Origin of the sequence: Vagococcus lutrae, assembly GCF_023299185.1 — a bacterium.
Classification (GTDB): domain Bacteria; phylum Bacillota; class Bacilli; order Lactobacillales; family Vagococcaceae; genus Vagococcus_A; species Vagococcus_A lutrae.
The window spans coordinates 802,819-826,975 of the sequence record NZ_CP097017.1 but is presented as its reverse complement, the minus strand read 5'-3'; the positions used below and the strand labels follow the sequence as shown (position 1 = coordinate 826,975).

Here is a 24,157-nt window from a genome sequence, read left to right as displayed (position 1 = left end):
ACGGAGGAAACAAACAGTATGGCAGCTAGAAAAACTTCCCTAGCGTGTTCTGTCTGTGGTTCACGTAACTATTCTAAAACAATTAATGATGGACAACGAACTGAGCGCTTAGAAATTAAAAAGTTCTGTAAGTATTGTAAAAAGCATACAATGCATAAAGAAACCAAGTAAGGACTGGAGGATAAACATGTCGTTTTTAAAAAGTGTTAAAGAAGAAATGCGTAATGTGACATGGCCAACAGGCGAAAAACTACGTAAAGATGTTATCATCGTAATTCAAACGACGATTTTGTTTGCGATATTTTTCGGAATCGTTGACCTTGGGTTACAGTCATTATTACAGCTTTTAGCAAAGTAGTGAGATGAACGCACAAAGACTAGCCGTTAGGCCGGATAAATGGTATAATGGAGAGAGACAAAACTTCGGGTAACTGAAGTTTTTTTATTTGACGAGAAAGTGGGTAAAAAAATGGAAACGTATGAAAGACAGTGGTATGTATTACACACGTATTCTGGCTATGAAAACAAGGTAAAGGCAAATATCGAATCTCGTGCTCAAAGTATGGGAATGGAAGAGTTTATTTTCCGTGTTGTTGTCCCTGAAGAAGAAGAGAGAGAAGTGAAGAACGGCAAAGAAAAAATCACTTCAAAGAAAACATTTCCAGGTTATGTATTAGTGGAAATGGTGATGACCGATGACTCATGGTATGTAGTACGTAATACACCAGGTGTGACAGGTTTTGTTGGCTCTCATGGCGCAGGAAGTAAACCAGCACCACTGTTACCTGAAGAAATCAATCACATCTTATTGAAGCTAGGTATCAGCAAGCGAGATAAAGAGCTAGAAGTTGAAGTAGGCGAAGTCGTGATGATTATTGAAGGAGCTTTTGCTACTTTAACAGGTGAAATCACTGAAATCGATTATGAACGTCAAAAATTAAAAGTAAATATTGATATGTTCGGTCGTGAAACATCGACAGAGTTAGACTTTGATCAAATTGATAAAATATAATAAAAAACGGCTCTTTGTCAAATAGGACTGATGAATCAAAATGAAGTCGAAAGATGAGTGGAACTTGTTCCATTCATCTTTTTTATTTTACTTCAATGAGGCGATTCATCATGAATATTCTTAATTTCATGTTCTCAAATGATTTAAATCCATAGGATACCCGTTTTAAAGTTTTAATATGTGTGTTTTTAGCTTCAATCTTACCGTTTGAATAAGGATATAGAAGAGAGTTACGAATCCCTTCTTCATAGTTTAAAAGGTTGTGAAGTTTCTTACGAAATTCTGAATCCAATGTTTCAGGTAGTCCTTTTAGTTGTTGGATAAATGACACGTGATTTTTACTTCTGAAAGCATCCATCATATCATGAAAACAGTGATAGGCTTCTTTTAATGGTTCAGAATAAGACAAAAGACGGTCAATCATCATGGCTTCTGTTTGATAAGGATAATGGGGTGCACGGAAACTGCGCCATGTTTTATATTCTGAATGATTGATAGACATTCGGTCCTTCGTTAAGCGACGCCAGTTGGCTTTTAATTTTAGGTAACCTAAGTGGTTATGCTGTTGTTTCAATCGCTTCATTTCCTTAATACGAAAGTCCTGAAAGGCTTTATTACAATGTTTAACCACGTGAAATCGATCAATAATAATCTTGGCTGACGTAAAAACACTCTTCGTCAATTGAAAGTAAGCGGCATTCATATCTGTGACTAATAATTTGACGTCGTTAGGATTCGGATACTTTTTGAAATGAGCAGTCAAATGCGTTAACTTCCGTGAAGGAAGTATATTAATAAGTTTTCCTGTTATACCATCTGCACAAATAAAACTCATGGTGTCTTCTGAAGAACAATGGGAACGAAATTCATCTACCATTAAGACCTCCGGCAAGTACGTTTGATAGGGAGTTGGTAAATAACTTTTTATTGAGCGTAATACCCTAATGACGGTAGTAATAGAAACATGGCATAACTTCGCAATTAAAGTGAATGAGATTTTTTCTTTTAATAAATCTATTATTTTAAGTATCACATGTCTTGAAATAGAGTGTCCTTTCTCGACAAAATAAGGGGTAGCGGTCCAATGATGAGCACAATTTTTACAGGTATAGCGTTGTTTTGCGACGTTCATAATTAAAGGTAAATGATTAAATTGATCAAAACGCACGACCGCTTTTTTCTTACCATTTCTTACGACTACTTGCTTTCCACTTTCGTTATACACCGTTGAACCACAATGATGACAAGGCATTAGTGGGGGTGAAAAAGTAGCGTTGACCACACATGTTTGTTGTCCTTTTACCATTTCGTAAGAAATGTCAGATGTGATTAAATTTGGCTCTATGATTCGAAGTAATTTTTTGATATCATTAGACATGAGCATATCGCCTCCCGTTTGTTTTTTTGTGGTAAATTAATCATATAGGAGAACGGTATGCTTTTTAATACCTAAAATCAAGAAAATTAAAAAAGGGCTGATGAATCACTTTCTGATTCATCAGTCCTTTAAATTATAGAGCCTAAAAAACATCTAATCGACTTTTGCCGATTAGATGTTTTTTTACGCCAAGTAGTAACACGTGTAGTCAGCGTAAGTATCTGTTTTAGCGTGAAACTGACTGTTAGCTGGGACGTCAAAAGATTGACCAGCTGTGTATGTTTGCCAATCTTCTTCATCAGGTAATTGGACGGTCAAGCTTCCGCCAACGATTTCCATGCGTTCTTTTGCCGCTGTATTAAAGGTATATTCACCAGGGGTCATAAATCCTAGTGTTAAGCGTTCACCATTTTCCAATATAACGGTACGACTGGAAACTTTTCCCTCAAAATAGATGTTGGCTTGTTGTTCGATAGTTGCGTGATTAAATGTTGTCATATAGAACTCCTTCTTATGATAATTCTTGATTTTTTTTAGCGGCTGCTAAAACAGCGTTCATCACAGATCCTCTAAAGTTGCCTTCTTCTAAGGCGTGAACAGCTGCAATAGTTGTACCTCCGGGTGAGCAAACCATATCTTTCAATGCGCCGGGATGTTGCCCTGTTTCTAAGACCATTTTAGCTGAGCCGTAAACAGTCTGTGCAGCAAATTCATAAGCCTGTACGCGTGTTAATCCTGCTAAAACAGCGCCGTCTGCAAGAGCCTCGATAAACATATAGACATACGCAGGGGCGGAACCGCTCACACCTACCACGGCATCTATGAGATATTCTGGCACGATTTGAGCTTTTCCAAAACTTTTAAATAGCGCAACGACGTCAGCTTGTTCTTCTTCTGTTACAAAAGTATTTGGAGATAGAGAAGACATACCTGCGTTCACAAGAGCTGGTGTATTAGGCATGACGCGAACGACTTTCGCTTGTTCCATTAAAGCTCCTTCAATCGTTGCTAAAGTGACACCTGCTGCAATCGAGATGAGGACTTTTTCTGTGCTGATAGCTTGTTTCATTTCGCTTAAAACAGCGGTAATCATATTTGGTTTAACGGCTAAAATAATCATGTCAGCTTGTTGAGCTACATCTTGATTTGAAGTCGCAACACGTATTCCGAGCTCGTCGTGTAGCGGTGCAAGAATGGGTTCATAAGCATCGTAAACAACGATTTGTTCAGGGGTGGTGAGTTGCGCAGACAATAACCCTTTCATAATAGCTTTGCCCATGTTACCGGCTCCAATAAATCCGATTGTTTTTTTCATCGTGACATCCTTTCTTTTTTATCCTCCGATATAGACGGGGGAGTAGTGTGTTGTTAATAGTTCTTGAATGGCAACAAGTCGTTCTTCTGACGGCGGTGTAAACTTATGCCATTCTCGTTGTAAACCTGCATATTTGTCTTTTCCAAACTCATGATAAGGTAGTAAATGAACAGAGTAAAGATTGATTTTTTCTTGTTTTAACCAATCAATTGTTTCTAATAGAGTAGTGTCATCAGCATTGATACCTTCTAATAGGATTAGACGTAAACTGATATTAGCATGATGCTCGTTAAGTCGGACTAAGTTGTTTAGAACTAAATCATTCGGACGACCTGTATACTTAGCGTGTAAGTCAGAGTGAATGAATTTTAAATCGTATAAAAATAAATCAACATAGGGGAGAATACGTTCGTAATTTTTAAACGGTGCAACACCGCAAGTGTCAATGGCAACCGAGATGCCGACGCGATGAAGTTCTTTGACTAACTCTTCAATAAAGTCGATATTTTGTGTCATGACTTCTCCGCCTGATAAGGTGACACCACCGCCAGACTGTTCGTAGAACAATTGATCTTTCTGTGCTTCTTTAACTAATTCTCGTACGGTGTATTCTCTTCCGACAGTTTCTTGTTTATTGTTTTTTTTGGTCATCGTTTCGATTTGATAACTTTGGCTTTCAGGGTTATGGCACCAAGCACAACGCAATGGGCATCCTTTGAAAAAAATGGTTGTTCGAATACCGGGACCGTCATGGATGGAAAATTTTTGAATATTAAAAACAATAGGGGTCTTCATAATAAGTGTACCTCCAATCTGTACGTAGATAGGTAGTGTGGAACACTACCTATTCTGAAATGATTTACATTAATACGGTAAAGATAAATGTGTGGAGGTAGTTTGCGATAACACCTGCAATGACGCCTCCTATTAAATGAGAAAGCATGGCTTTAGTGGTGATTTCACGCATGCCTAAGCTATCTGAAATACTAGCATGTGTGGAAAGGAAGCCAGCCCAGCAGTAACCAATCGCAAAGTAAACAGTCATATCATGACTTGTCAATAAGCCAGCATCGGCCAATGTTTTCGCCCCTGCGATAGACGCTCCTGCAGCCCCTAGACTTGTAAGTGGGAGCGAGAGTACTTCTGGATTGTCGAATCCAAATAAAGGCACGAGTAAGAATGATAACTTTTCGCCAATCCAAGGCAATAGCCCAACGCCTTCATAAGCCACGCCTAGATAGACTTCTTTTCCATCTACGATACTAGGACCATTTGTTAACATCATCACAAATGTACAGAAAATTAAAATGCCGGGAATGATACTTAACCCTAGCTGCACGCCGGCTTTTCCACCGTCAAATGTGGCATTTAGTCCACGTTGAAAAGGAGTTCCTTCACGTGTTTTTCGATAGCCGGGTTTGACGTCGGCAATTTCTGATGAAAGATATTCTTGTGTGACTTCTTCTTCTGTTCCAAATAGTTTTTTAGTGAAACGCATGAGAATACGTACGCTAAAGACACCACCGATAATAGCGCAAATGGTTCCAATAAGGACGCTAGTGGCGTATTTTCCAGAGGCGATACCCATAATGCCGCCTGTCATGATAATCCCCATACCAAAGGTTGTACCGAAGTTAACCATGGTTGCCCATTCGAACTTTTTGAAGTATTTTGCATAGGCGGGGTCTTGTGCGATAGGGACGATAGCCGGATTGTCAGAAAAATATTCTGTAACGGCTCCGAGTGCAGCTGCTCCAGGTAGTTTGAAAATAGGACGCATGATCGGTGAAATCAATTTATTAATAAGAGCGGTCACCCCAAATTCTGAGAAGACGGAAGAAAGGGCACCGGCGATAACCGCTACACCCATAATGTAAAAAGCAGTATTTAATAATAAATCATGAGCGGTTTTCATAATAACGCTGAACATAACGCCCACACCCATTTTACTACCAAAGTATACAGCAAGTAAGATAACAAATCCTAGACAGAGAAAAGTCCCTTTACTAATTTCTTTACGGATAGTTGGATCATCATTCAATGATGCCGATTTTTTTGAAGGACAAGATAAAGATGATGATTTTTTAGTAATTTCCATGGTAATCTCCTTTAATTAATAGAGTGGTCAGACACCTTTTGATAGGTGTCTGACAATGTCTAATGTTAGCCAAAACTTTGTTCTGTACGGTTGATAATTTCATCTTGGAGTGCTTTGTCCAGATTGTTAAAGTAATCACTATAACCTGCGACACGAACAATCAAGTTTTCGTATTGTTCTGGATTCTTCTGAGCTTTTATCAAGGTTTCTCTTTCAAAGACGTTAAATTGTAAGTGATGTCCGTCCATTGCAAAATAAGAACGAATCAAGCTAGACATATGAGAAAGTCCTGCTTCACCAGCCACGACTTGTGGTGTGAATTTCTGATTTAAAAGAGCGCCACCTGTTTTAAGTTGATCAAGTTTTGCAGCTGATTTAATAACAGCCGTTGGTCCTAAACGGTCAGCGCCTTTTTCAGGTGAGATACCGTCTGGTAATGGAATACCAGCTTTGCGCCCGTTTGGACTTGCCTCCATAACCTGTCCGAAGTAAACGTGACAAGTTGTTGGTAAGTATTCCACAATAGTAGTGGAGCCTTTAGGCGTTGTCCGTCCGCCAATGACCTCTTGCAAGGTAACATTAACATCTTTTAATAAGTCATCTGCATAGTCATCGTCATTTCCGTATTTTGGTGTTTCATTATGAACTAAATCAAAGATGTCATCATACCCCTCGAAGTTGTCTTTACAAGCGACAAGTAGTTCATCCATAGTCATCGTTTGGTCTTCAAAGATTTGTTTTTTCATTACCGCTAGAGAGTCAGTAATGGTAGCAATCCCTACACATTGAATGTAGCTAGTGTTGTAGCGAGCACCACCACAGTTATAGTCGACTCCTTTTTTAATACAGTCATCTGTAATCACAGAAAGAAGAGGAACAGGCATATATTGCATATACATTTTTTCGATCACATTATTACCTGCTACTTTAACATCGACCACATATTGCAATTGTTTTTCAAAGGCAGCATAGACTTCTTCGTATGATTTGAAATCTCGAGGGTTACCTAAGTCAAGTCCGACTTGTTTATTCGTGTAAGCATCAAAACCACGATTTAAAACGAGTTCGAATACTTTTGGTACGTTTAAGTAACCAGTCAACACGTAAGCTTCCTTACCAGCTGTTCCTGTTTCAACACAGCCACTTGCAACGCCGCTTTCACGCGCATCGTCTAATGTTTTACCCATATTTAGTAATTCTTGGATAATCGCTTCTGAGTTGTAAAACGCTGGTTGTCCCCAGCCTTTACGAGAAATTTTAGCTGCTTCACGTAAGAATTTCTCTGGTGATTTACGAGAAATTTGGACGTTTGAACTTGGTTGCAATAGTTTCATCTCATCCATGACTTCTAAAATAAGATAGCTTACATCACTTACTCCAGACGTGCCATCTGGGCGTAAAGCACCCGTATTGATATTACAGAAATCTGTATAGGTAGCACTTTCTTTTAAAGTAATGCCAACTTTAGGTGGAGCAGGTTGGTTGTTAAATTGAATCCATAAGTTTTCTAATAGTTCGAACGCTTCTTCGCGTGTTAACGTACCTTCAGCTAATTCTTTTTCATAAAAAGGTTCTAAGTGTTGATCGAGCTTACCAGGAGAATAAGCATCCCAGTTGTTCATTTCAATCGTGACACCAATGTGCGTAAACCAGTACATTTGAATAGCTTGACGGAACGTTTGCGGTTTGTTTGCTGGCACAACATCACAGACTTCAGCTAATTCTAAAAGTTCTTTCTTCCATTGTGGGTCTGTTTCAGTTTCTGCTAATTCTCGTGCAAGAGCAGCATAACGTTCACCCATGATAATCATCCCTTCGCAGACGAGAATCATGCCTTCTAATTCTTCTTTTTTGCTGAGTGCGTCGACGTCTTGATTAAAATCAAGTGCGTTGATTTCAGCTTGAATTTCTTTAATACAATCTTTATAACCGCGTTTATATATCTTACCATCTGCCACAGTATGTCCAGGACCACGTTGCATTAAAAACTCTGTATACAGTCCTGCATCAAATAATAAATGCCATTCTTCAGGTAATAGTTTATTCATCCGTGTCATGAGCGCGCGGTCTTTCCAATAAGGGATAATGACATCTTCTTGAATCTTACGGTCTTCTGGTGATACTTTAAAAAAGACTTTTTCACGTTTATCCATATTGTCAAAATCTTCTAACGTATGACAGCATAGTTCCGGGAAAGTAGGAGCCGCCCATGGTTTGTGTCCTTTTTCTCCGACAATCAAGGCACCTTTTTCTAAATAAAGTGTTCGGTTTTCCATAATATGTTTGAAAGCTTTCCCACGTAAAATAGGGGTAGGGCAAGTTCCTTCATATTTTTTATAGGCTTCTGTTAATAATACGGCGCGTTCCATAGAAATTGATGGTGTACACTTTTGATCGCTAATCTCTCTTAAACGCTTAATTCTTTCGGTAGACCCTCTGCGAGTTGGTTCAACTGTTAATGTTGTCATGATAATCCTCCTAATATTGGGTAATATAGTGACTAAAAACGATATAGCCTCCTTATTGTGAAAAGATTAACATTGGTATTTAAAAAAATAAGTGAAAATCCGGCCGATATTTTCACCTTGATGAAATCTTTTTTACTTCTCACATATAGGAAGTGCTTACAGATTCTATTATATTCAATTATTAAAGAAAATCAAGTGTTATTTTCATTTTTATGAAATAAAATTATATTTTTATCAAAATGAAGAAATTATGACGTTGTTATTTTAAAGCGTGAGATATTGAGCAATCGAAATTTGAATTGACTTTTATCAAATCTGACTTATAGTAAAAGAGTAGAATATCTGAAAAATACCTGATAAATAAAAAGGCATCTATTTAAGGAAATAATGAAAGCTGCCAAAAGGAGCAGAAGACGAATGGAAAATATAGGAGAAGCAGTCAAAAAATTACGAAAGGAAAGAGGGTATACGCTCAAAGATGTCAGTGAGCAAGTGAATTTATCGATTGGTTATTTATCGCAGTTTGAAAGAGGTATTACCACGATTGCTGTTGAACAATTAGTTAAAATTGCGGATATGTTAGGAGTGTCGGCTAATTATTTCTTTAGTGACCATATTTCTAGAGAAGAAGTCGTGACACGTAGTTATGACCAAAAAGTGATTCGGGTGATTAATCAAAATATTTATAAGTCGTTAAGCACGCATCCTGAAGGAAAAGAGATGTTACCTAAAATTGTGGAGATGTTACCGGCAACGAATAATGAACATGTTGCCGTCTATCCGCATGAAGGGGAAGAGTTCATCTATATTTTAGAAGGTGTTTTAACCCTGATTATTGATGGTAGCGAACAACAGTTATTCCCAGGAGATTCGGCTCATTATTCATCGTCACGTCCGCATAACTGGGCAAACTATACAAATAAAATGGTTAAATTTATTGCCGTACATACACCTATCGATCTATAAAAAAACTTGTGGCTCTCTTTTATAAAAGAGATAACCACAAGTTTTTTAGTTTTTGTATAGTTGTTGAGAAATTTTACGTCCAGTCGGTGTATCAGCTAAACCGCCTTCTGCCGTTTCTTTAAAAATCGTTGGCATTTGCATGCCGACTTGGTGCATAGCTTCGACAACTTCATCTGGTGGAATAACGCTTTTAATTCCCGCCAATGCCATATCAGCCGAAATATAAGCTTGAGAAGACCCCAATGCGTTTCGTTTGACACATGGGACCTCAACCAGTCCAGCAACAGGGTCACAAATTAATCCCAGCATATTTTTGATGGTAATAGCCACGGCTTGCGCAGATTGTTCGGCTGTTCCGCCTGCAATTGCAACTAGTGCGGCACTTGCCATCGCACTGGCCGACCCGATTTCTGCTTGGCAACCGCCGGCAGCACCACTAATCGAAGCATTATTGGCGATAACTAAGCCAAAAGCGCCTGCTGTAAAGAGAAAATCAAGTTGTTGTGCTTCTGTTAAATTTTTTTCTTCAGTAATAGCTGCCAAAACACCTGCGACAACACCGGCACTTCCAGCTGTAGGGTTGGCACAGATTAAGCCCATTTGCGCATTGACTTCGTTGACGGCTATCGCATTTCTTACGGCTTTTAGGATAGTGGGTTGACTGAGTGTTTCGCCTTTTTCAATGTACTCGTGCATACGTTTCGCATCGCCCCCTGTTAAACCGGTAACCGAGGTAACACCTGCCGTTCCTTTAGCGATAGATTGTAACATCACATTTTTATTTTTAGTCATATGCTCGATAATCATTTGACGGTCTGCACCCGATGTCTCCATTTCGACAGCAATCATCATCTCTGCGACGGAAGGATATTCTTGACTCAGTTGTACTAATTCTTCAATAGTATTAAACATAGGTGACCTCCTTTAGTTAAAAAATGACACGGAATAAATATCTGGTATTTGCTTGATTTGTTCAAGAGCAGAGCCTAAATCACGTTCATCTATCTCGAGAATCATAAACGCTTTCTCACCTTTGGCAGAGCGCGTAACAGACATGGTGCCAATATTGATATTTGCCTCTTGAAGAATATGGCTAGCTTTTGCGATGACACCTGGCACGTCTTTTTGAACGACAATCAAAGTAGGGGTTCCCATGCTAAGATTTATCTTGAATCCGTCAACCTCTGAAATTTGGATATTACCGCCACCAATCGAAATACCTGTAACACGCATGGAGCGATCCCCTTTTTTCACGACCATTGTCACTTGGTTTGGATGATCGGCTTTTTCCTTTTTTGGAACGAATAAGACTTCCATATTTGCTTCATACGCGATTTTTAAAGAATCCGCTAAACGTTCATCATCTGGCTCCATACCAAGTAATCCCCCGACTAAGGCGATATCAGTTCCGTGACCTCGATAAGTTTTAGCAAAAGATTCATATAGTAAAATATCGACACTATCTGGTTGTTCGCCGAAAATATGACGGACGACTTTTCCAATACGCGCGGCACCAGCAGTATGTGAGCTGCTAGGCCCAATCATGACTGGCCCAATAATATCAAAAACGCTGTTAAACTGTTTTGTAGACATGAGTGACCCTCCCTTAATAAGTTTTCTACTATATAATAGCATAAATTAGAAAAGATTTTATGATTGTTTACAATATTAGTTGCAATCTTTGTTAAAATACGTATAATAGATAGATGTGTGATGTACACACTTCTTTGCGAAAAGAATAAGTGGGAGGAGAAATCTTAGCTCCATATAACCACATCACGGACTTAAGGAGGTATGTCTCGTGGCAAAAAAAGTAGAAAAAATTGTTAAGTTACAAATTCCAGCTGGTAAAGCAACTCCAGCACCACCAGTAGGACCTGCATTGGGACAAGCTGGTATCAACATCATGGGATTCACAAAAGAGTTTAACGCTCGTACTCAAGATCAAATTGGGTTAGTCATTCCTGTGGTTATTTCTGTGTATGAAGACCGTTCATTCACTTTCATCACTAAGACACCACCAGCAGCTGTATTACTTAAAAAAGCAGCGAAAGTGGACAAAGGATCTGGTGAACCAAACAAAACAAAAGTTGCTAAAGTTACAAGTGACCAAGTTCGCGAAATCGCTGAATTAAAACTTGAAGACTTAAATGCAGCAGACGTTGAAGCAGCAATGCGCATGGTTGAAGGTACTGCACGAAGCATGGGTATCACAGTCGAATAATACTGGATATCACACACAGACGTAGTGTCTCGGTTGATTCATACAATGCGTATGAATGACGTGGGAGGTTCTACCGTTATAACCACAATCAAGGAGGAAACAAAATGGCTAAAAAGAGCAAAAAAATGCAAGAAGCATTGAAAAAAATTGATAATACAAAAACATACGATCTTGCTGAAGCAATCGCTTTAGCAAAAGAAACAAACATTGCAAAATTTGATGCAACAGTAGAGGTTGCTTACCGCTTGAATGTTGACCCTAAAAAAGCTGATCAACAAATTCGTGGTGCAGCAGTTTTACCTAACGGAACTGGTAAAACGCAATCTGTTTTAGTTTTTGCAAAAGGTGAAAAAGCGAAAGAAGCTCAAGCAGCAGGTGCTGACTATGTTGGCGAAGGCGAATTAGTTGAAAAAATCCAAGGTGGATGGTTTGACTTTGACGTTGTTGTTGCAACACCTGACATGATGGCAGAAGTAGGGAAATTAGGACGTGTATTAGGACCTAAAGGTTTAATGCCTAACCCTAAAACTGGAACAGTTACAATGGACGTAACAAAAGCTGTTGAAGAAATCAAAGCTGGTAAGGTAACTTACCGTGTTGATAAAGCAGGTAACGTTCACGTACCAGTCGGAAAAGTATCTTTCGAAGATGACAAATTAATCGAAAACTTCCGTACAATCCATGACATCATGGTTAAAGCAAAACCAGCATCTGCAAAAGGCACTTACATTAAAAACCTTGTTGTAACAACAACATTTGGTCCAAGTGTTAAAGTAGACGTACATTCAATCTAAATTTTAAAACTTTTTCTTGACCAGACTGCGTTATCTATGATAAAGTAGTCTAGGTTAAGAAATTAATAGTACCGAAGACAGTAGGAGGCTTACGCCTTAATATTTCCTACCGAGGACAACATTGAGATAATCAATAGTCCCTCTATGTCAACGGTGGCATGGAGTTTTTTCGTTTTATATGGAAAAACTTCACCATCTAAATATCCGGAGGTGAATTTAATCAATGACAAAAGCAGTAATTACTAAAAAAGCTCAATTAGTAGACGAAGTTGCAGAAAAGTTAACAGCTTCAGTTAGTACAGTAGTCGTTGACTACCGTGGTTTAACAGTTGATGAAGTGACAGCATTACGTAAACAATTACGTGACGCAGGCGTAGAAATGCGTGTTATCAAAAACTCAATCTTACGTCGTGCAGCTGAAAAAGCAAACTTAGAAGGTTTAGACGAAGTATTCGCTGGACCAACAGCAGTTGCTTTCAGTAATGAAGACGTGGTAGCACCTGCAAAAATTATGGCGGATTTTGCTAAAGAAGCAAAAGCGTTAGAAATTAAAGGTGGTATCATCGAAGGTGGCGTGGTTTCTGTTGAAGAAATCAATGCACTTGCAAAACTTCCAAACCGCGAAGGCTTACTATCTATGTTACTATCAGTGCTACAAGCACCTGTACGAAACGTGGCATACGCAGTCAAAGCAGTGGCAGAAGCAAAAGAAGAAGCAGCTTAATTGCAGCGTAGCTTAAAAAAACAAACATAATATGGAGGAATATAAAATGGCATTAAACATTGAACAAATCATTGCTGATTTAAAAGAATCTAGCATTTTAGAATTAAGCGAATTAGTTTCAGCTATCGAAGAAGAATTTGGTGTATCAGCAGCAGCTCCTGTAGCAGTAGCTGGTGGCGCAGCAGCAGACGGTGGCGCTGAAGAACAAACAGAATTCACTGTTGAATTAACAGCAGCTGGAGACCAAAAAGTTAAAGTTATCAAAGCAGTTCGTGAAGCAACTGGCTTAGGCTTGAAAGAAGCTAAAGGTTTAGTTGACGCAGCTCCAAGCCCAATCAAAGAAGGCGTATCTAAAGAAGATGCTGAAGCATTAAAAGCAGCTTTAGAAGAAGTTGGCGCACAAGTAACATTAAAATAATCACGATTTTAAAACATCGAAGTCTTGACTTCGATGTTTTTTTTTATAAAAAAATCTCCTTGTTTTCAAAAGAAGAAAACAAAGAGATTTATTTTTTAAAATTGTATGTAGAAGACAATTTCAATAATAATCGTCATAATCGTCATACTGAAAAGCTGTTGAACATTATCTTGAAAATACGTTAAGATGACGTATAGACCAATAATAAAAAGCAATACAATGAAAAAGACGAGTAAAGAAAAAGCCCCAGTCATATAAAAAGCAAAGCTAATAATAACAGCGATGAGTGACGCGCCTACACTGTATAGGCCGAATCGTCCTTTATTACCATTTAACAAATAAAAACCTTGAGCTAAAAATTCAACGCTTAACCAAAGGGCAACACTAAATGAAAGTGGTAATAAAGCAGTTAGCTTTAACTCATAGTTTGGGTGAATGATTAAAAAGGAATTGAAAATTCCTCCTTGAAATAAAGCAATCATCAGCGGAAAAAAGAACATTTCCTGATAAACTTCAGATTTTAAATAGGCGATAAGTTGAATGACTTCATATATTAATAAAAGTAATCCAAATTGCAACGTCGTTTTATTGATGAAGTTTAAAATGAAAATAGCACTCACTACCAGTTTTAGTCCGTAAATAGGAATTGAGATGTGTTTGTGGCGACGATGTCCCTCTCTTAATAGAGTTAAGGAAATATTACTTAAGACGAGATAAAAAATAAGTAAAATAAAAGGGGGAGAAAAAAGTTGTTTTCCTGATTGTAAAAATAATCCAGGTAATAGACTGGCGATAGCTTGTGTAAAAGCCATGAGCATCATCGGCCCAATACTCAAGCGATTCGCTTCGTTAAGTTTGAAAGTATAGTTCAATTTGAGATACCTCACAATTTATATTAAATTCACTAAGTCTATCGTATAGAATGGACTTTGATTCGTCAAGCAAGTATCGAATATTTTAAACGAAAAGGTGCATTTCGTTCTATTTTTTGATATACTAGGAACGTTGCAAGATTCCCGATAGGATTTAAAGATGTGTATCTTTGAAGATTCCTTGTAACCGACTATTATTTAGGGGGAATATAAATGAAAGAACGAAAATTATTTACGTCAGAATCTGTTTCTGAAGGGCATCCCGATAAGATTGCCGACCAAATTAGCGATGCTATTTTAGATGCTTTGCTAGAGAAAGATCCGATGGCGCGTGTGGCGTGCGAAACGTCTGTTACGACTGGGCTAGTTTTAGTGTTTGGTGAAATTTCAACCAATGCCTATGTAGACATACAAAAAGTTGTCCGTCAGACGATTAAAGATATCGGCTACACACGAGCAAAATTTGGCTTTGATGGGGATACTTGTGCGGTAATGACAGCGATTGATGAGCAGTCAGCCGATATTGCACAAGGTGTCGACGATGCATTGGAAACACGTTCTGAAAAAGACAATGCGGATATTGGTGCTGGAGATCAAGGATTGATGTTTGGTTACGCTTGTAATGAAACACCCGAGTTGATGCCACTACCAATTGCGATTAGTCATCGTTTAGTAAAACGTTTGGCAAAACTGCGTAAAGCAAATGTCTTACCTTATTTAAGACCTGATGCTAAAGCGCAAGTAACGGTAGAGTATGATGAGGCAGGCTTACCACTTCGTGTTGATACAGTGGTTATTAGTACGCAACACGATGAAGAAGTAACATTGGAAATGATTCAAGAAGATATTAAAGCACAAGTTATCAAAGAAGTTATTCCGCACGATTTATTAGATGAAAATACGCATTATTATATAAATCCAACAGGGCGGTTCGTAATCGGTGGGCCACAAGGAGATGCCGGTCTAACCGGTCGTAAAATTATTGTGGATACTTATGGCGGCTACGCTCGTCACGGTGGGGGTGCATTTTCTGGTAAAGATGCGACGAAAGTTGACCGTTCAGCCAGTTATGCCGCACGCTATATTGCTAAAAATATTGTCGCAGCTGAATTAGCAACGCATTGTGAAGTACAGCTAGCTTATGCGATTGGCGTGGCACAGCCTGTTTCGATTTCTGTGGAAACATTTGGAACGGGTAAAGTTTCAGAATCACGATTAGTCGAAGCAATTCGTCAACATTTTGACTTGCGTCCGGCTGGTATTATTGAGATGTTAGACTTACGACGTCCAATTTATAAAAAAACAGCTGCATACGGACATTTTGGTCGTACAGATGCTGACTTTACTTGGGAAAAAACAGACAAAGCGTCCGTTTTAAAACAAGCGTTAGCAGAGTAATAGAGGCGATCCTAATCATTTTTTGGTTAGGATCCCTTTTTTACGTCAACTTTATTTAACAGGAGTTAAAAAAACAAAGGAGTGTTGAAATGAAACAAAGAGAAACAAACGTTAAAATTGTAACATTAACGGTTTTTATAGCGACCTTTATGACGGCGATTGAGGCGACGATTTTAGCGACAGCTATGCCAACTATCTCAGCGACTTTAAAGGGTGGCGAGATTATGAGTTGGGTCTTTTCAATTTATTTATTGACGAATGCGATGATGACCCCTATTTATGGAAAGTTAACCGACAGTATCGGTCGAAAGCCAGTCTTTCAGTTCGGGATATTCATGTTTATTTTAGGTTCTGCGCTGTGTGGGATTTCAGATAATATGATTCAGCTAATTTTATTCCGAGCGATCCAAGGGATTGGGGCAGGTGCGATTATGCCCGTGGCGTTAACGATTATTGGAGATATTTATACGGTAGAAAAACGTGCGAAAGTGTTAGGTTATAATAGTGCTGCTTGGGGAATTGCCAGTGTGGTTGGCCCGCTAGCAGGTGGGTTTATTGTAGATAGTATTGGCTGGCACTGGATTTTCTTCGTCAATATTCCTATTGGTATTATCTTGATGATTCTATTGCAATTATTTTTAGTAGAACCGAAGAAGGACACGGAGAAACTACCTGTCGATTATGCTGGAAGTTTAACTCTTATGATTTTATTATTATCGCTTATGTACGGTTTCCAAACGATAAGTGATGCTGGCAGAGTGACAACTCAAACGTGGTTGTGTTTTGGCTTAACAGCTATTGCAACAGTTATGTTTGTACGAGTAGAGGGTAAAGCGAAAGATCCGGTTATATCTTTAACATTATTAAAAAATTGGCCCTTTATGGTCGTTAATATTATTGCAGCCCTTGTAAGTGGTTTTTTAATGGGGCTAGATGTGTACATTCCTATGTGGATGCAAGGACTATTGGGAATGAAAGCCGCTTATGGTGGTTTAGCCTTAACACCTTTATCAGTCACTTGGATAGGTGGGTCATTTATTGCGGGTCGTTTACTCGATAAAACCACGACTAAACGGGCGTTGACGGTAGGGTTAACGATTATTATGCTAGGAGCTGTGGCACTGGCTATCGCTCCCGCGCAATTATCTTTTTGGGCTTTTTGCCTGATTACAGCTTGGACTGGTATTGGTTTAGGTATTACGATTACCTGTGCGACGGTTAAAGCGCAAAGTAGTGTACCGAAAGAAAATATGGGAGTTGCAACATCTTTTAATACGCTATCTCGAACGTTAGGTCAAACCATTATGGTGTCTATTTTTGGTGTGGTACTAAATCATCAAATTAATCATCAATTAAGTTTACCGCAACATCAATCATTAACACGTGAAATGGTTGATGAAGTAGCAAATCCTCATTTCTTAGTTAATTTACCAGCTGAATTAATCGATACGCTGCGTGATATTTTGTATAGTGGGTTGCATAGCATTTATGTAGTGGGTGTGTTACTTTTAATTTTAGCTCAAGTCTTAAATCAGTTTCAAAAAGGTGAGAGTTTAAATCACACTTTGTAAGACATAAAAAAGAAGCAGTAAAATGACGTTGGCATTGCCAATGGTCATTTTGTCTGCTTCTTTTATTTTTTTTCAATCGCAATTAAAAGAGGGGGATTGTTTTTTTGATTGAGAAACTGATAGCTAGCAACTGACACAATTTTTTGGTCTAGTTTTTTAACATAGTCAAGGACAGCGTCACGTTCAAGTGCACCTTCTGTATGGCCGTGATAGACGACGAGTAAAATACGACCGCCTTTCACTAAGCGAGGAATGAGTTGCGTGATTGCTTCAATCGTGCGTTCTGGTAACGTAACGATTTCTTTGTTTCCTTGTGGTAAATAGCCTAGATTAAAAAGAGCAACTCGGATATCATCAGCTGTTTCACAGTACGATGATAATAGGTGATGACTAGCATGAATTAACTCTACGCGGTCGATTAGTTTCTCTTTTTCCAAGCGTTCAGTCGTGTTCTTAATAGCTTGTTCTTGTATATCAAAGCCGATTACTTTGCCTGTTTCTCCCACTAGCTGTGCTAGGAAGACCGTATCATGACCGTTTCCAACTGTCGCATCCACGACAACATCTCCGGGTAAAATGACTTCTTCAGCCAGTGTATGGCTCATCTTTAAAGCAGTTTTTAACATCGTTCTCTCCTTTAATTTAGTCGGGCGTTCAATCGTCCTTGATAACTATCTCGGCGTTTTAGCTCGTTATCAATCGCATTTAGTACTTCCCATTTTTTTAAACTCCATTGTGGCCCAATTAACGTTTCACGTGGGGCGTCACCTGTTAGACGATGTATTACGATTTCTGGTGGAATCAATTCTAATTGGTCGCAAACGAGTTGAACATAAGGTTCCATTTCCATTAAGGTCAATCTTCCTTCGTAATAATCACGCACCATTTTAGTGTTTTTCATGAGATGAAGCAAGTGAATTTTGATTCCTTGAATATCGGAGTCGACGACTGTACGACGAACATTTTCGAGCATCATGTCATAATCTTCGCCAGGAAGGCCGTTAATCAAATGGGTACAAACACGAATTTGATGTTTACGTAGTTTTTCTACGCCTTCCAAGTAGGTTTGGTAGTCGTGAGCACGGTTAATCGCTCGACTGGTTTCTTCATAGGTGGTTTGCAAACCGAGTTCTACCCATAAATAAAAACGTTGGTTGAGTTCAGCTAAATAGTCGACGACGTCATCTGGTAAACAATCAGGCCGCGTCCCGATAGAGATACCTACGACATTTTTTTCTCCTAAGACTTGTTCGAATCGATGACGAATAACGTCAACAGGAGCATGAGTATTCGTGAAATTTTGAAAATAGACGATATATTTTGTAACGTTCGGCCATTTTTCATGCATACGTCTAACTTCTTTTTGAAATTGAATTGGGAGTGGGTCTTTTGGTGCGATGATTAAATCACCAGAACCTGACACACTACAAAAAGTACAGCCACCGTGAGCGACGGTTCCGTCACGATTGGGACAATCGAAACCTCCGTCTAAAGTTACTTTAAAAACTTTTTCGCCAAATTCTTGTCGAAAAGCATAGTTCAAAGTATGGAATCGTTTGTTTGGATCGTTAGCATATAAAAATGGTTGAGACATAAAAAAACTCCTTTAATCAGTTTTGATGAGATGAACGAAATGTAGCTTTTAATTTATAAGAAATAAAGTAAGGATAAGTAAAGCATAACCAAGCACCACCTAGCATGAAGCCGCCAATAATATCCGATAGGTAATGGACGCCTAGATAGATACGACTTACACCGATTAGTACGATAAGGCTAGCAAGTCCGACTTGAACGAGTAAGCGTAAGTTTCTTTTTTTTATGAGTAAGGGAGTTAGTAATATTAACGTCCCATAAAAAAGACTGCTTGCCATGGCATGACCGCTTGGAAAGCTAAAGTGCGGTGCGAAAACGAGATGAGTCACATCAGGTCGTGTTCGATGGAATAAGAATTTAATTAAATAATTACCAAGGCCTGCAATCAAGGCAGTATTGATAAAAAGCCAAATGCTTTCTATACGGTAGCGATATTTGTAAAGTAGACTGAGACTAATCACGAGTAACAACGTAATCGTGACGGTATTGCCGAATTTTGTTAACCATAAGAAAATGTCCGTCAAGGCTTTAGATCGGTGGTTAACAAAGAAGTCTCGGACAGGTATATCTATTTTAAATAAAGTCTCTTCATAAAATTTGACCAAGTAGCCGATAATCATAAAGATGACTAAACCGACACTCCCGGAAAATTGCCAATATAACTTTTTCGAATGTGTCATGAAATCCCTTCTTTCAAAAAAATGAAGGATTAGCAAAACGTGCTAATCCTTCATCAGTATAACATGAATTGATATAGATGTAACAAGAACCTTAATCATCTTCGCCTCTTAAATTTTCCCAAATGATTTCGTAAGGGGTGCTATAAACACGATATTCATCTCGCTCTTCCTTTGTCAGACTTTTTTTATTTGAAAGGATAAATTGTTGTTCTTTATCCGGGTAGGCATAGTATAGATACTGCTTCCCTTTTAGAGTGTTCAGTTTCACCTTTTTATTTTCTTGAGGATGAAGGAGTTCGTCAAATTGTTTTTCATTGGCAATCGGAACAATTAAAGTGAGGTCGCCGTATGACGAATGGATATCTAGTGAATCAGGCTGTTCTTCTAAATAAACATTGATAGGTCCGCTCTTACTTGTTAACGCAACATTATGAGTAGGATTAAAAAAGGTGGTTTCCCCTTTTTTCTGGTCAATCGTTGTTTTTTCAGCTTGAATGTCACGCCAAGTGTTATGCTGGGTTTCAATGTGTGAGGTGACATTTTTTGCACGTGTTCCTTGAACAAACAGATGCTGGGCGACACCGTTTAAGGTCATTTCATCCATAACCTGGTTGTTTTCAAGAGATAAGGCATTACCATGATAGTTCACATCAAAATTATCAGTATGTATCGCTTGTGTGCTTAAGGAGTCAGCATTAAGTTGGTAGGTTAACGTTTTAAGTGTTAAATCAGCAATATACACGTCCTTCAGCTTACTTTGTCCACTGGAGATATGTAAGCTCTCCAGATGAGCGGGTACATAGATGTTTAATTTGTCATAATCAGAAAAAACAATATGAGAGGTTTTATTCTGTCTGCTTTTTTGCCAGTCAAATTGAACAATGGATTGATTATCTTTGGTTGTTGCCTTTACTTTTATATTACGAGGAAGCCCTTGTTCTTGAAACTCAAAAGCCGTTTGTTCTGTTTGATAGATACTGATATTCTCATAGGGTAAATCAGTCAGGTCAAGTGTAGCGTCCACTAACGTATCAGAAAGAGGAAGTTGCTGTTTTAAACGCTCTTTTTTCAATGATTGAAATGTATAAATGCTGCCGACGGCCCCTAATATAATGGTAAAGGTGCCAATGATAAGCAGCCATTTATCTAGCTTTTTCATATTCCTGTCCCCTTTAACATAGATTTTATCGCACGAATATAGTGTCGCACGAATTTAAAGAAGTAAAAGGTAATGTACCGCATGATGACGGCTCCAATTAGACCGATGCCAAATAGTACGAGTGAAACAAATAACTGTAACCAGACGAACGAGTAGCTCTCCCATAAAGGCAATATAATTGTCACAAAAGGAGAAGCCAACAGTAGGCTGACAAGTAACCAAAAACTGCCAATCATAAAGAAGATTCCCACAAGAATCCACACGAAGAAAAATAAGTTGAACGCGAGCAATCCTAGCCATTTTAATAATTTAATAGTAAAAGAGGCTCTTTTTGGTGGAGCTGTAAAGTATTGCTCGTAGTCATATTGGTTACGCAAGCGAATATCATCGTCAGTTAGTTCCTGCCAATCGGATTCACGATGACGCTTTTTTGAAATATTCACGTTGTGGTAACCTAGCTCGTTTAATATTTTTTTCGCAATATCTTTAGGTGCTGCTAAGGAAGCACTGATTTCGGGTTCGCTTACACCTTCTTGTTTTTTTTCTTGGAAAATTTGATGATAATGCATTAAAATAGCCTCGATTTGTCGAGGTTGTAGTGGTCGTAAGTAAATTTTTAATTCAGTTAGAAAATGCTGTTCATTCATAGAATCACCTTCTTAGTCATTCGTTGTTTATTCTAATGTACCATAGATTAGTGTATTTACCATCGGCCTTAAGGCCTAAAAAAATTGGTGGCATATTACAGATTGTCACAATGTTACAAAAACGTAGTATAAAGATTACAAAATATTAAATAACAGAAAAAATGTTTAAATTTTTATTAAAAGTAGGTATTATTGTACATAGGGCAGTGTCGAAACTGCCCGTTTGAACTTATTTTAATATGAAACAATGTTAATAATTGAAGGAGGACTTCTGACATGTCAAACATGCCACTTAAACAGATGAAACATTCAACCAAACGTCTTACAACACCTTTTCTTGTAAAAGATTCCATGAAGTGGTTAGGGACAACGATGCTAGTCGGAACGGGATTAGTAGCAGTGGGCTCTCAAACAGTTGCTCACGCCGATGAAATAGCCTCTAATAATCAGCAAATAACAACAAATAACCAAAGTGGACGTGCCTCCATTGGACATTTTCAATCACGTCAAGACTTTATAAATCAAATTGGGGCATCGGCGCAAACAGTCGCTGCTCAAAATGACTTGTATGCGTCTGTTATGATTGCCCAAGCTATTTTAGAAAGTGGTTGGGGCAATAGTACGCTAGCTGCGCCACCTAACCATAATTTATTTGGTATAAAAGGGAACTATTATGGGCAGTCTGTTGCTATGCAAACAGGTGAATACTTTAATAATCAGTGGGTCACGATTACTGATCATTTTAGAAAATATCCTTCTTATGCAGAGTCTTTACAAGACAATGCTTGGGTATTAAAAACGACCTCTTTCTATCCAGGTGTTCCTTTCTATGGAGGCGCATGGAAAAGTAGAACAACGAGTTACCGCGACGCAACAGCTTGGTTGACAGGACGTTATGCAACCGATCCAGGCTATGCAGGTAAATTAAATGGCATTATTGAAGCGTATGGTTTAACAGCTTATGACACGCCGGGTGGCAACACTCAAGGGATGGCGCCTTCTCCTGCCCCAAGTGCTCCGGTAACGCCTTCTCCTTCTGCACCAAATAATGAGAACACAGTGGTAGGGGAAACGTATCGTGTCGTAGCAGGCGACACCTTGTATCGTATTAGTCAGCGTTTTGGTGTTTCAGTCGGCGAGTTGAAATTATGGAATAACTTATCAAGTGATTTAATTCGTGTTGGACAGGAATTAGTGGTCACTAAGAAACTAGCGGATGAGCCTAGTGCTCCAGAAACACAACCTGAAATAGCGGAAAAACCAGCTGCACCTTCGGTACCAAATAAACCGGAAGTTGCGCCTGAAAAGCCAACGCAAACTGGCAGTGAGTACAAGGTAGTAGCAGGGGATACGCTCTATAGTATTGCCCAACGACACGGCGTTAGTGTCGCGCAATTGAAACAATGGAACCAGTTATCAAGCGACGTGATTCTTGTCGGTCAAGTATTGAACATTTCGTCTACTGTAACAGAAACAGAAAAACCAAGTACGCCTCAAGTGACGCAACCATCAACACCACAAGCAACAGAGAAAAGCTATAAAGTTGCCAGTGGCGATACTTTATATCGTATTAGCCAACGTTTTGGTGTGTCTGTTCAAAATATAAAAGATTGGAACTATTTAAAATCTGATGTGATTTTTGTCGGTCAACAATTAGTACTAAAACAACCGACAAATAGCGTAAAGCCATCGCCAACACCGACGGCACCGTCACGTCCTGACACTTCATCAGGTACTTATCGTGTTCAAGCAGGTGATACTCTTTATAGCATTGCAAATCGTCATAACATGACGGTGGCTCAACTGAAATCACTTAACCAGTTAACTTCAGATATGATTATCGTTGGTCAGACGTTAAAAACAAGTGGTCAGACGGAAGAAAAACAGCCGACAAAACCATCCATTAGTCAGTCGTCAGAAGCTAAAACATCAACTTATCGTGTTAAATCTGGCGATACCCTTTACAGCATTGCACGTCAAAATGGCACGACGGTGGGTGCATTGAAACAGGCCAATGGTTTAACAAGCGATGTGATTGTGGTCGGTCAGACGCTAAGCTTAAGTGGCACGACTTCTAAACCAGTAGTGGCTCAGCCAAAACCAGCACCGGTGAAGCCAGCCAATGCGGCGACATATCAAGTCAAAGCAGGCGATACTTTATATCGTATTGCAACAAACAATGGTTTATCCGTCTCGGAATTAAAAAACATTAATCAGTTAGCTTCAGATAGAATCAGTGTAGGACAGGTGTTGAAACTAAACGGTAATGTAAATTCAAGCGGATCAATCGCAGCAAAACCGTCTGCTCCTGCGTCTACGGTGACTGCTAATGCTAGCACGTCACAAGCGAGTACTTATCGTGTGCAGTCAGGTGATACCCTTTATAAGATTGCTAAAAAGTTTGATACGTCTGTGGCAAACTTAAAAAACTGGAATCAATTGCCAAATGATACAATAGTCGTCGGTCAGACACTTAAAGTTCAGGCGAAAGCGCCCGAACAAGGTAAACAGACATATCAAGTCAAAGCAGGGGATACCTTGTGGAAAATTGCTCAGCACTTTAATGTCTCAGTCGCTCAATTAAAAGAAATGAATCAATTATCATCAGATGCGATTTCAATCAATCAAGTGTTAGTTATTAAGTAAAGTTTGCAACAAGTTAAAAGCTCTGATATAATACATTTACGATGAAGAGGAGTAGTAAAAGAGGCCTTTTTTCAGAGAGTGCATGGTCGGTGAAAATGCATAGTAAGAAATCTTTGAACTTACCTTGGAGATAGTCAGTTGATAAGGCTGATTCGTTTAGCAACGTTATATGCTGAGAGTCATCTATTGTAGTG

Annotated in this window: 25 protein-coding genes, 1 riboswitch and 2 other annotated features (1 of these 28 cut by a window edge); of the genes, 11 read left to right on the top strand and 14 right to left on the bottom strand. The window is 38.8% G+C overall.

Annotation, left to right across the window (positions count from 1 at the left end):
- Positions 1-18 precede the first annotated feature (18 nt).
- The 3 genes from rpmG to nusG all read left to right on the top strand — a co-directional run bounded on the left by rpmG (position 19) and on the right by nusG (position 1,012).
- Positions 19-171, top strand: coding sequence for a 50S ribosomal protein L33 (gene rpmG, locus M2919_RS03915; RefSeq protein WP_023606051.1), 153 nt, complete (start codon positions 19-21; stop codon positions 169-171).
- A gap of 16 nt (positions 172-187) precedes the next feature.
- A complete protein-coding gene (gene secE, locus M2919_RS03910) occupies positions 188-358 on the top strand; it encodes a preprotein translocase subunit SecE (protein WP_248849353.1) in 171 nt (56 codons plus the stop codon).
- Between the two features lie 111 nt (positions 359-469).
- Positions 470-1,012 carry a transcription termination/antitermination protein NusG gene (gene nusG / locus M2919_RS03905; RefSeq protein ID WP_126762551.1) on the top strand — a complete coding sequence of 181 codons (543 nt, stop codon included), beginning with the start codon at positions 470-472 and terminating at the stop codon, positions 1,010-1,012.
- Positions 1,013-1,094: 82 nt separating this feature from the next.
- Here the strand turns inward: nusG and M2919_RS03900 are convergent, their stop codons facing one another.
- The 6 genes from M2919_RS03900 to hypD all read right to left on the bottom strand — a co-directional run bounded on the left by M2919_RS03900 (position 1,095) and on the right by hypD (position 8,271).
- A complete protein-coding gene (locus tag M2919_RS03900; protein WP_248848390.1) occupies positions 1,095-2,390 on the bottom strand; it encodes an ISL3 family transposase in 1,296 nt (431 codons plus the stop codon).
- Between the two features lie 183 nt (positions 2,391-2,573).
- Positions 2,574-2,888 carry a pyrimidine/purine nucleoside phosphorylase gene (locus M2919_RS03895; RefSeq protein WP_248849352.1) on the bottom strand — a complete coding sequence of 105 codons (315 nt, stop codon included), beginning with the start codon at positions 2,886-2,888 and terminating at the stop codon, positions 2,574-2,576.
- Positions 2,889-2,901: 13 nt separating this feature from the next.
- The gene (proC, locus tag M2919_RS03890) at positions 2,902-3,705 is read right to left on the bottom strand and encodes a pyrroline-5-carboxylate reductase (protein ID WP_248849351.1); all 804 of its coding nucleotides are present in this window, start codon (positions 3,703-3,705) and stop codon (positions 2,902-2,904) included.
- 18 nt (positions 3,706-3,723) lie between these two features.
- Positions 3,724-4,500 (bottom strand): glycyl-radical enzyme activating protein, encoded by a 777-nt coding sequence (locus M2919_RS03885; RefSeq protein ID WP_248849349.1) that lies wholly within the window; start codon positions 4,498-4,500, stop codon positions 3,724-3,726.
- 64 nt (positions 4,501-4,564) lie between these two features.
- A complete protein-coding gene (locus M2919_RS03880; RefSeq protein WP_202585160.1) occupies positions 4,565-5,803 on the bottom strand; it encodes a CD0519/CD1768 family membrane protein in 1,239 nt (412 codons plus the stop codon).
- A 65-nt stretch (positions 5,804-5,868) separates the two neighbouring features.
- Complete coding sequence (hypD, locus tag M2919_RS03875) at positions 5,869-8,271, bottom strand: trans-4-hydroxy-L-proline dehydratase (protein ID WP_248849347.1); 2,403 nt, start codon at positions 8,269-8,271, stop codon at positions 5,869-5,871.
- Between the two features lie 417 nt (positions 8,272-8,688).
- Here hypD and M2919_RS03870 point away from each other — a divergent pair, with 417 nt between their 5' ends.
- Positions 8,689-9,237, top strand: coding sequence for a helix-turn-helix domain-containing protein (locus M2919_RS03870; protein ID WP_023606059.1), 549 nt, complete (start codon positions 8,689-8,691; stop codon positions 9,235-9,237).
- Positions 9,238-9,282: 45 nt separating this feature from the next.
- On the opposite strand, the gene sdaAA is transcribed toward M2919_RS03870, so the two are convergent.
- Both sdaAA and sdaAB read right to left on the bottom strand, forming a co-directional pair.
- Positions 9,283-10,149, bottom strand: coding sequence for an L-serine ammonia-lyase, iron-sulfur-dependent, subunit alpha (gene sdaAA, locus M2919_RS03865; protein ID WP_248849346.1), 867 nt, complete (start codon positions 10,147-10,149; stop codon positions 9,283-9,285).
- A 12-nt stretch (positions 10,150-10,161) separates the two neighbouring features.
- Positions 10,162-10,830, bottom strand: a complete 669-nt coding sequence (gene sdaAB / locus M2919_RS03860; RefSeq protein WP_126762541.1) for an L-serine ammonia-lyase, iron-sulfur-dependent subunit beta — start codon at positions 10,828-10,830, stop codon at positions 10,162-10,164.
- A gap of 208 nt (positions 10,831-11,038) precedes the next feature.
- On the opposite strand from sdaAB, the gene rplK reads away from it, so the two are divergent.
- From rplK to rplL, 4 genes are all read left to right on the top strand, one after another.
- A complete protein-coding gene (gene rplK, locus M2919_RS03855) occupies positions 11,039-11,461 on the top strand; it encodes a 50S ribosomal protein L11 (RefSeq protein ID WP_023606062.1) in 423 nt (140 codons plus the stop codon).
- Positions 11,462-11,565: 104 nt separating this feature from the next.
- Positions 11,566-12,255 (top strand): 50S ribosomal protein L1, encoded by a 690-nt coding sequence (gene rplA, locus M2919_RS03850; protein ID WP_126762539.1) that lies wholly within the window; start codon positions 11,566-11,568, stop codon positions 12,253-12,255.
- Positions 12,256-12,308: 53 nt separating this feature from the next.
- Positions 12,309-12,435: a sequence feature (ribosomal protein L10 leader region), on the top strand.
- A 43-nt stretch (positions 12,436-12,478) separates the two neighbouring features.
- Positions 12,479-12,979, top strand: a complete 501-nt coding sequence (gene rplJ / locus M2919_RS03845) for a 50S ribosomal protein L10 (RefSeq protein WP_023606064.1) — start codon at positions 12,479-12,481, stop codon at positions 12,977-12,979.
- Positions 12,980-13,025: 46 nt separating this feature from the next.
- The gene (gene rplL, locus M2919_RS03840) at positions 13,026-13,397 is read left to right on the top strand and encodes a 50S ribosomal protein L7/L12 (RefSeq protein ID WP_126762537.1); all 372 of its coding nucleotides are present in this window, start codon (positions 13,026-13,028) and stop codon (positions 13,395-13,397) included.
- Positions 13,398-13,492: 95 nt separating this feature from the next.
- On the opposite strand, the gene M2919_RS03835 is transcribed toward rplL, so the two are convergent.
- Positions 13,493-14,269: a hypothetical protein gene (locus M2919_RS03835; protein WP_248849344.1), complete on the bottom strand. Its 777-nt coding sequence runs from the start codon at positions 14,267-14,269 to the stop codon at positions 13,493-13,495.
- Positions 14,270-14,397: 128 nt separating this feature from the next.
- Positions 14,398-14,485: riboswitch (SMK box riboswitch) on the top strand.
- On the opposite strand from M2919_RS03835, the gene metK reads away from it, so the two are divergent.
- Both metK and M2919_RS03825 read left to right on the top strand, forming a co-directional pair.
- Entirely contained in the window at positions 14,483-15,667 is a 1,185-nt protein-coding gene (gene metK / locus M2919_RS03830; RefSeq protein ID WP_248849342.1) for a methionine adenosyltransferase, read from the top strand. (Overlaps the previous riboswitch by 3 nt.)
- An 89-nt stretch (positions 15,668-15,756) precedes the next feature.
- Complete coding sequence (locus M2919_RS03825; protein ID WP_023606068.1) at positions 15,757-17,238, top strand: MDR family MFS transporter; 1,482 nt, start codon at positions 15,757-15,759, stop codon at positions 17,236-17,238.
- A gap of 62 nt (positions 17,239-17,300) precedes the next feature.
- Here M2919_RS03825 and mnmM read toward each other — a convergent pair whose 3' ends face one another.
- The 5 genes from mnmM to M2919_RS03800 all read right to left on the bottom strand — a co-directional run bounded on the left by mnmM (position 17,301) and on the right by M2919_RS03800 (position 21,317).
- Positions 17,301-17,864 (bottom strand): tRNA 5-(aminomethyl)-2-thiouridylate-methyltransferase MnmM, encoded by a 564-nt coding sequence (mnmM, locus tag M2919_RS03820; protein WP_023606069.1) that lies wholly within the window; start codon positions 17,862-17,864, stop codon positions 17,301-17,303.
- Positions 17,865-17,875: 11 nt separating this feature from the next.
- Positions 17,876-18,832: a tRNA modification radical SAM protein MnmL/YtqA gene (gene mnmL, locus M2919_RS03815; RefSeq protein WP_023606070.1), complete on the bottom strand. Its 957-nt coding sequence runs from the start codon at positions 18,830-18,832 to the stop codon at positions 17,876-17,878.
- A 16-nt stretch (positions 18,833-18,848) separates the two neighbouring features.
- Positions 18,849-19,511, bottom strand: a complete 663-nt coding sequence (locus M2919_RS03810) for a phosphatase PAP2 family protein (RefSeq protein ID WP_248849340.1) — start codon at positions 19,509-19,511, stop codon at positions 18,849-18,851.
- A 91-nt stretch (positions 19,512-19,602) separates the two neighbouring features.
- Positions 19,603-20,670: a DUF4097 family beta strand repeat-containing protein gene (locus M2919_RS03805; protein WP_248849338.1), complete on the bottom strand. Its 1,068-nt coding sequence runs from the start codon at positions 20,668-20,670 to the stop codon at positions 19,603-19,605.
- Positions 20,667-21,317 carry a DUF1700 domain-containing protein gene (locus tag M2919_RS03800; RefSeq protein WP_222317282.1) on the bottom strand — a complete coding sequence of 217 codons (651 nt, stop codon included), beginning with the start codon at positions 21,315-21,317 and terminating at the stop codon, positions 20,667-20,669. The genes M2919_RS03805 and M2919_RS03800 overlap by 4 nt, the downstream gene beginning before the upstream one ends.
- Before the next feature lie 276 nt (positions 21,318-21,593).
- On the opposite strand from M2919_RS03800, the gene M2919_RS10045 reads away from it, so the two are divergent.
- On the top strand, positions 21,594-23,963 hold the full coding sequence (locus tag M2919_RS10045) for a muramidase family protein (RefSeq protein ID WP_276520512.1): 2,370 nt from the start codon (positions 21,594-21,596) through the stop codon (positions 23,961-23,963).
- A gap of 32 nt (positions 23,964-23,995) precedes the next feature.
- Positions 23,996-24,157 (top strand) — a binding site (T-box leader) (it continues 49 nt past the right edge of the window).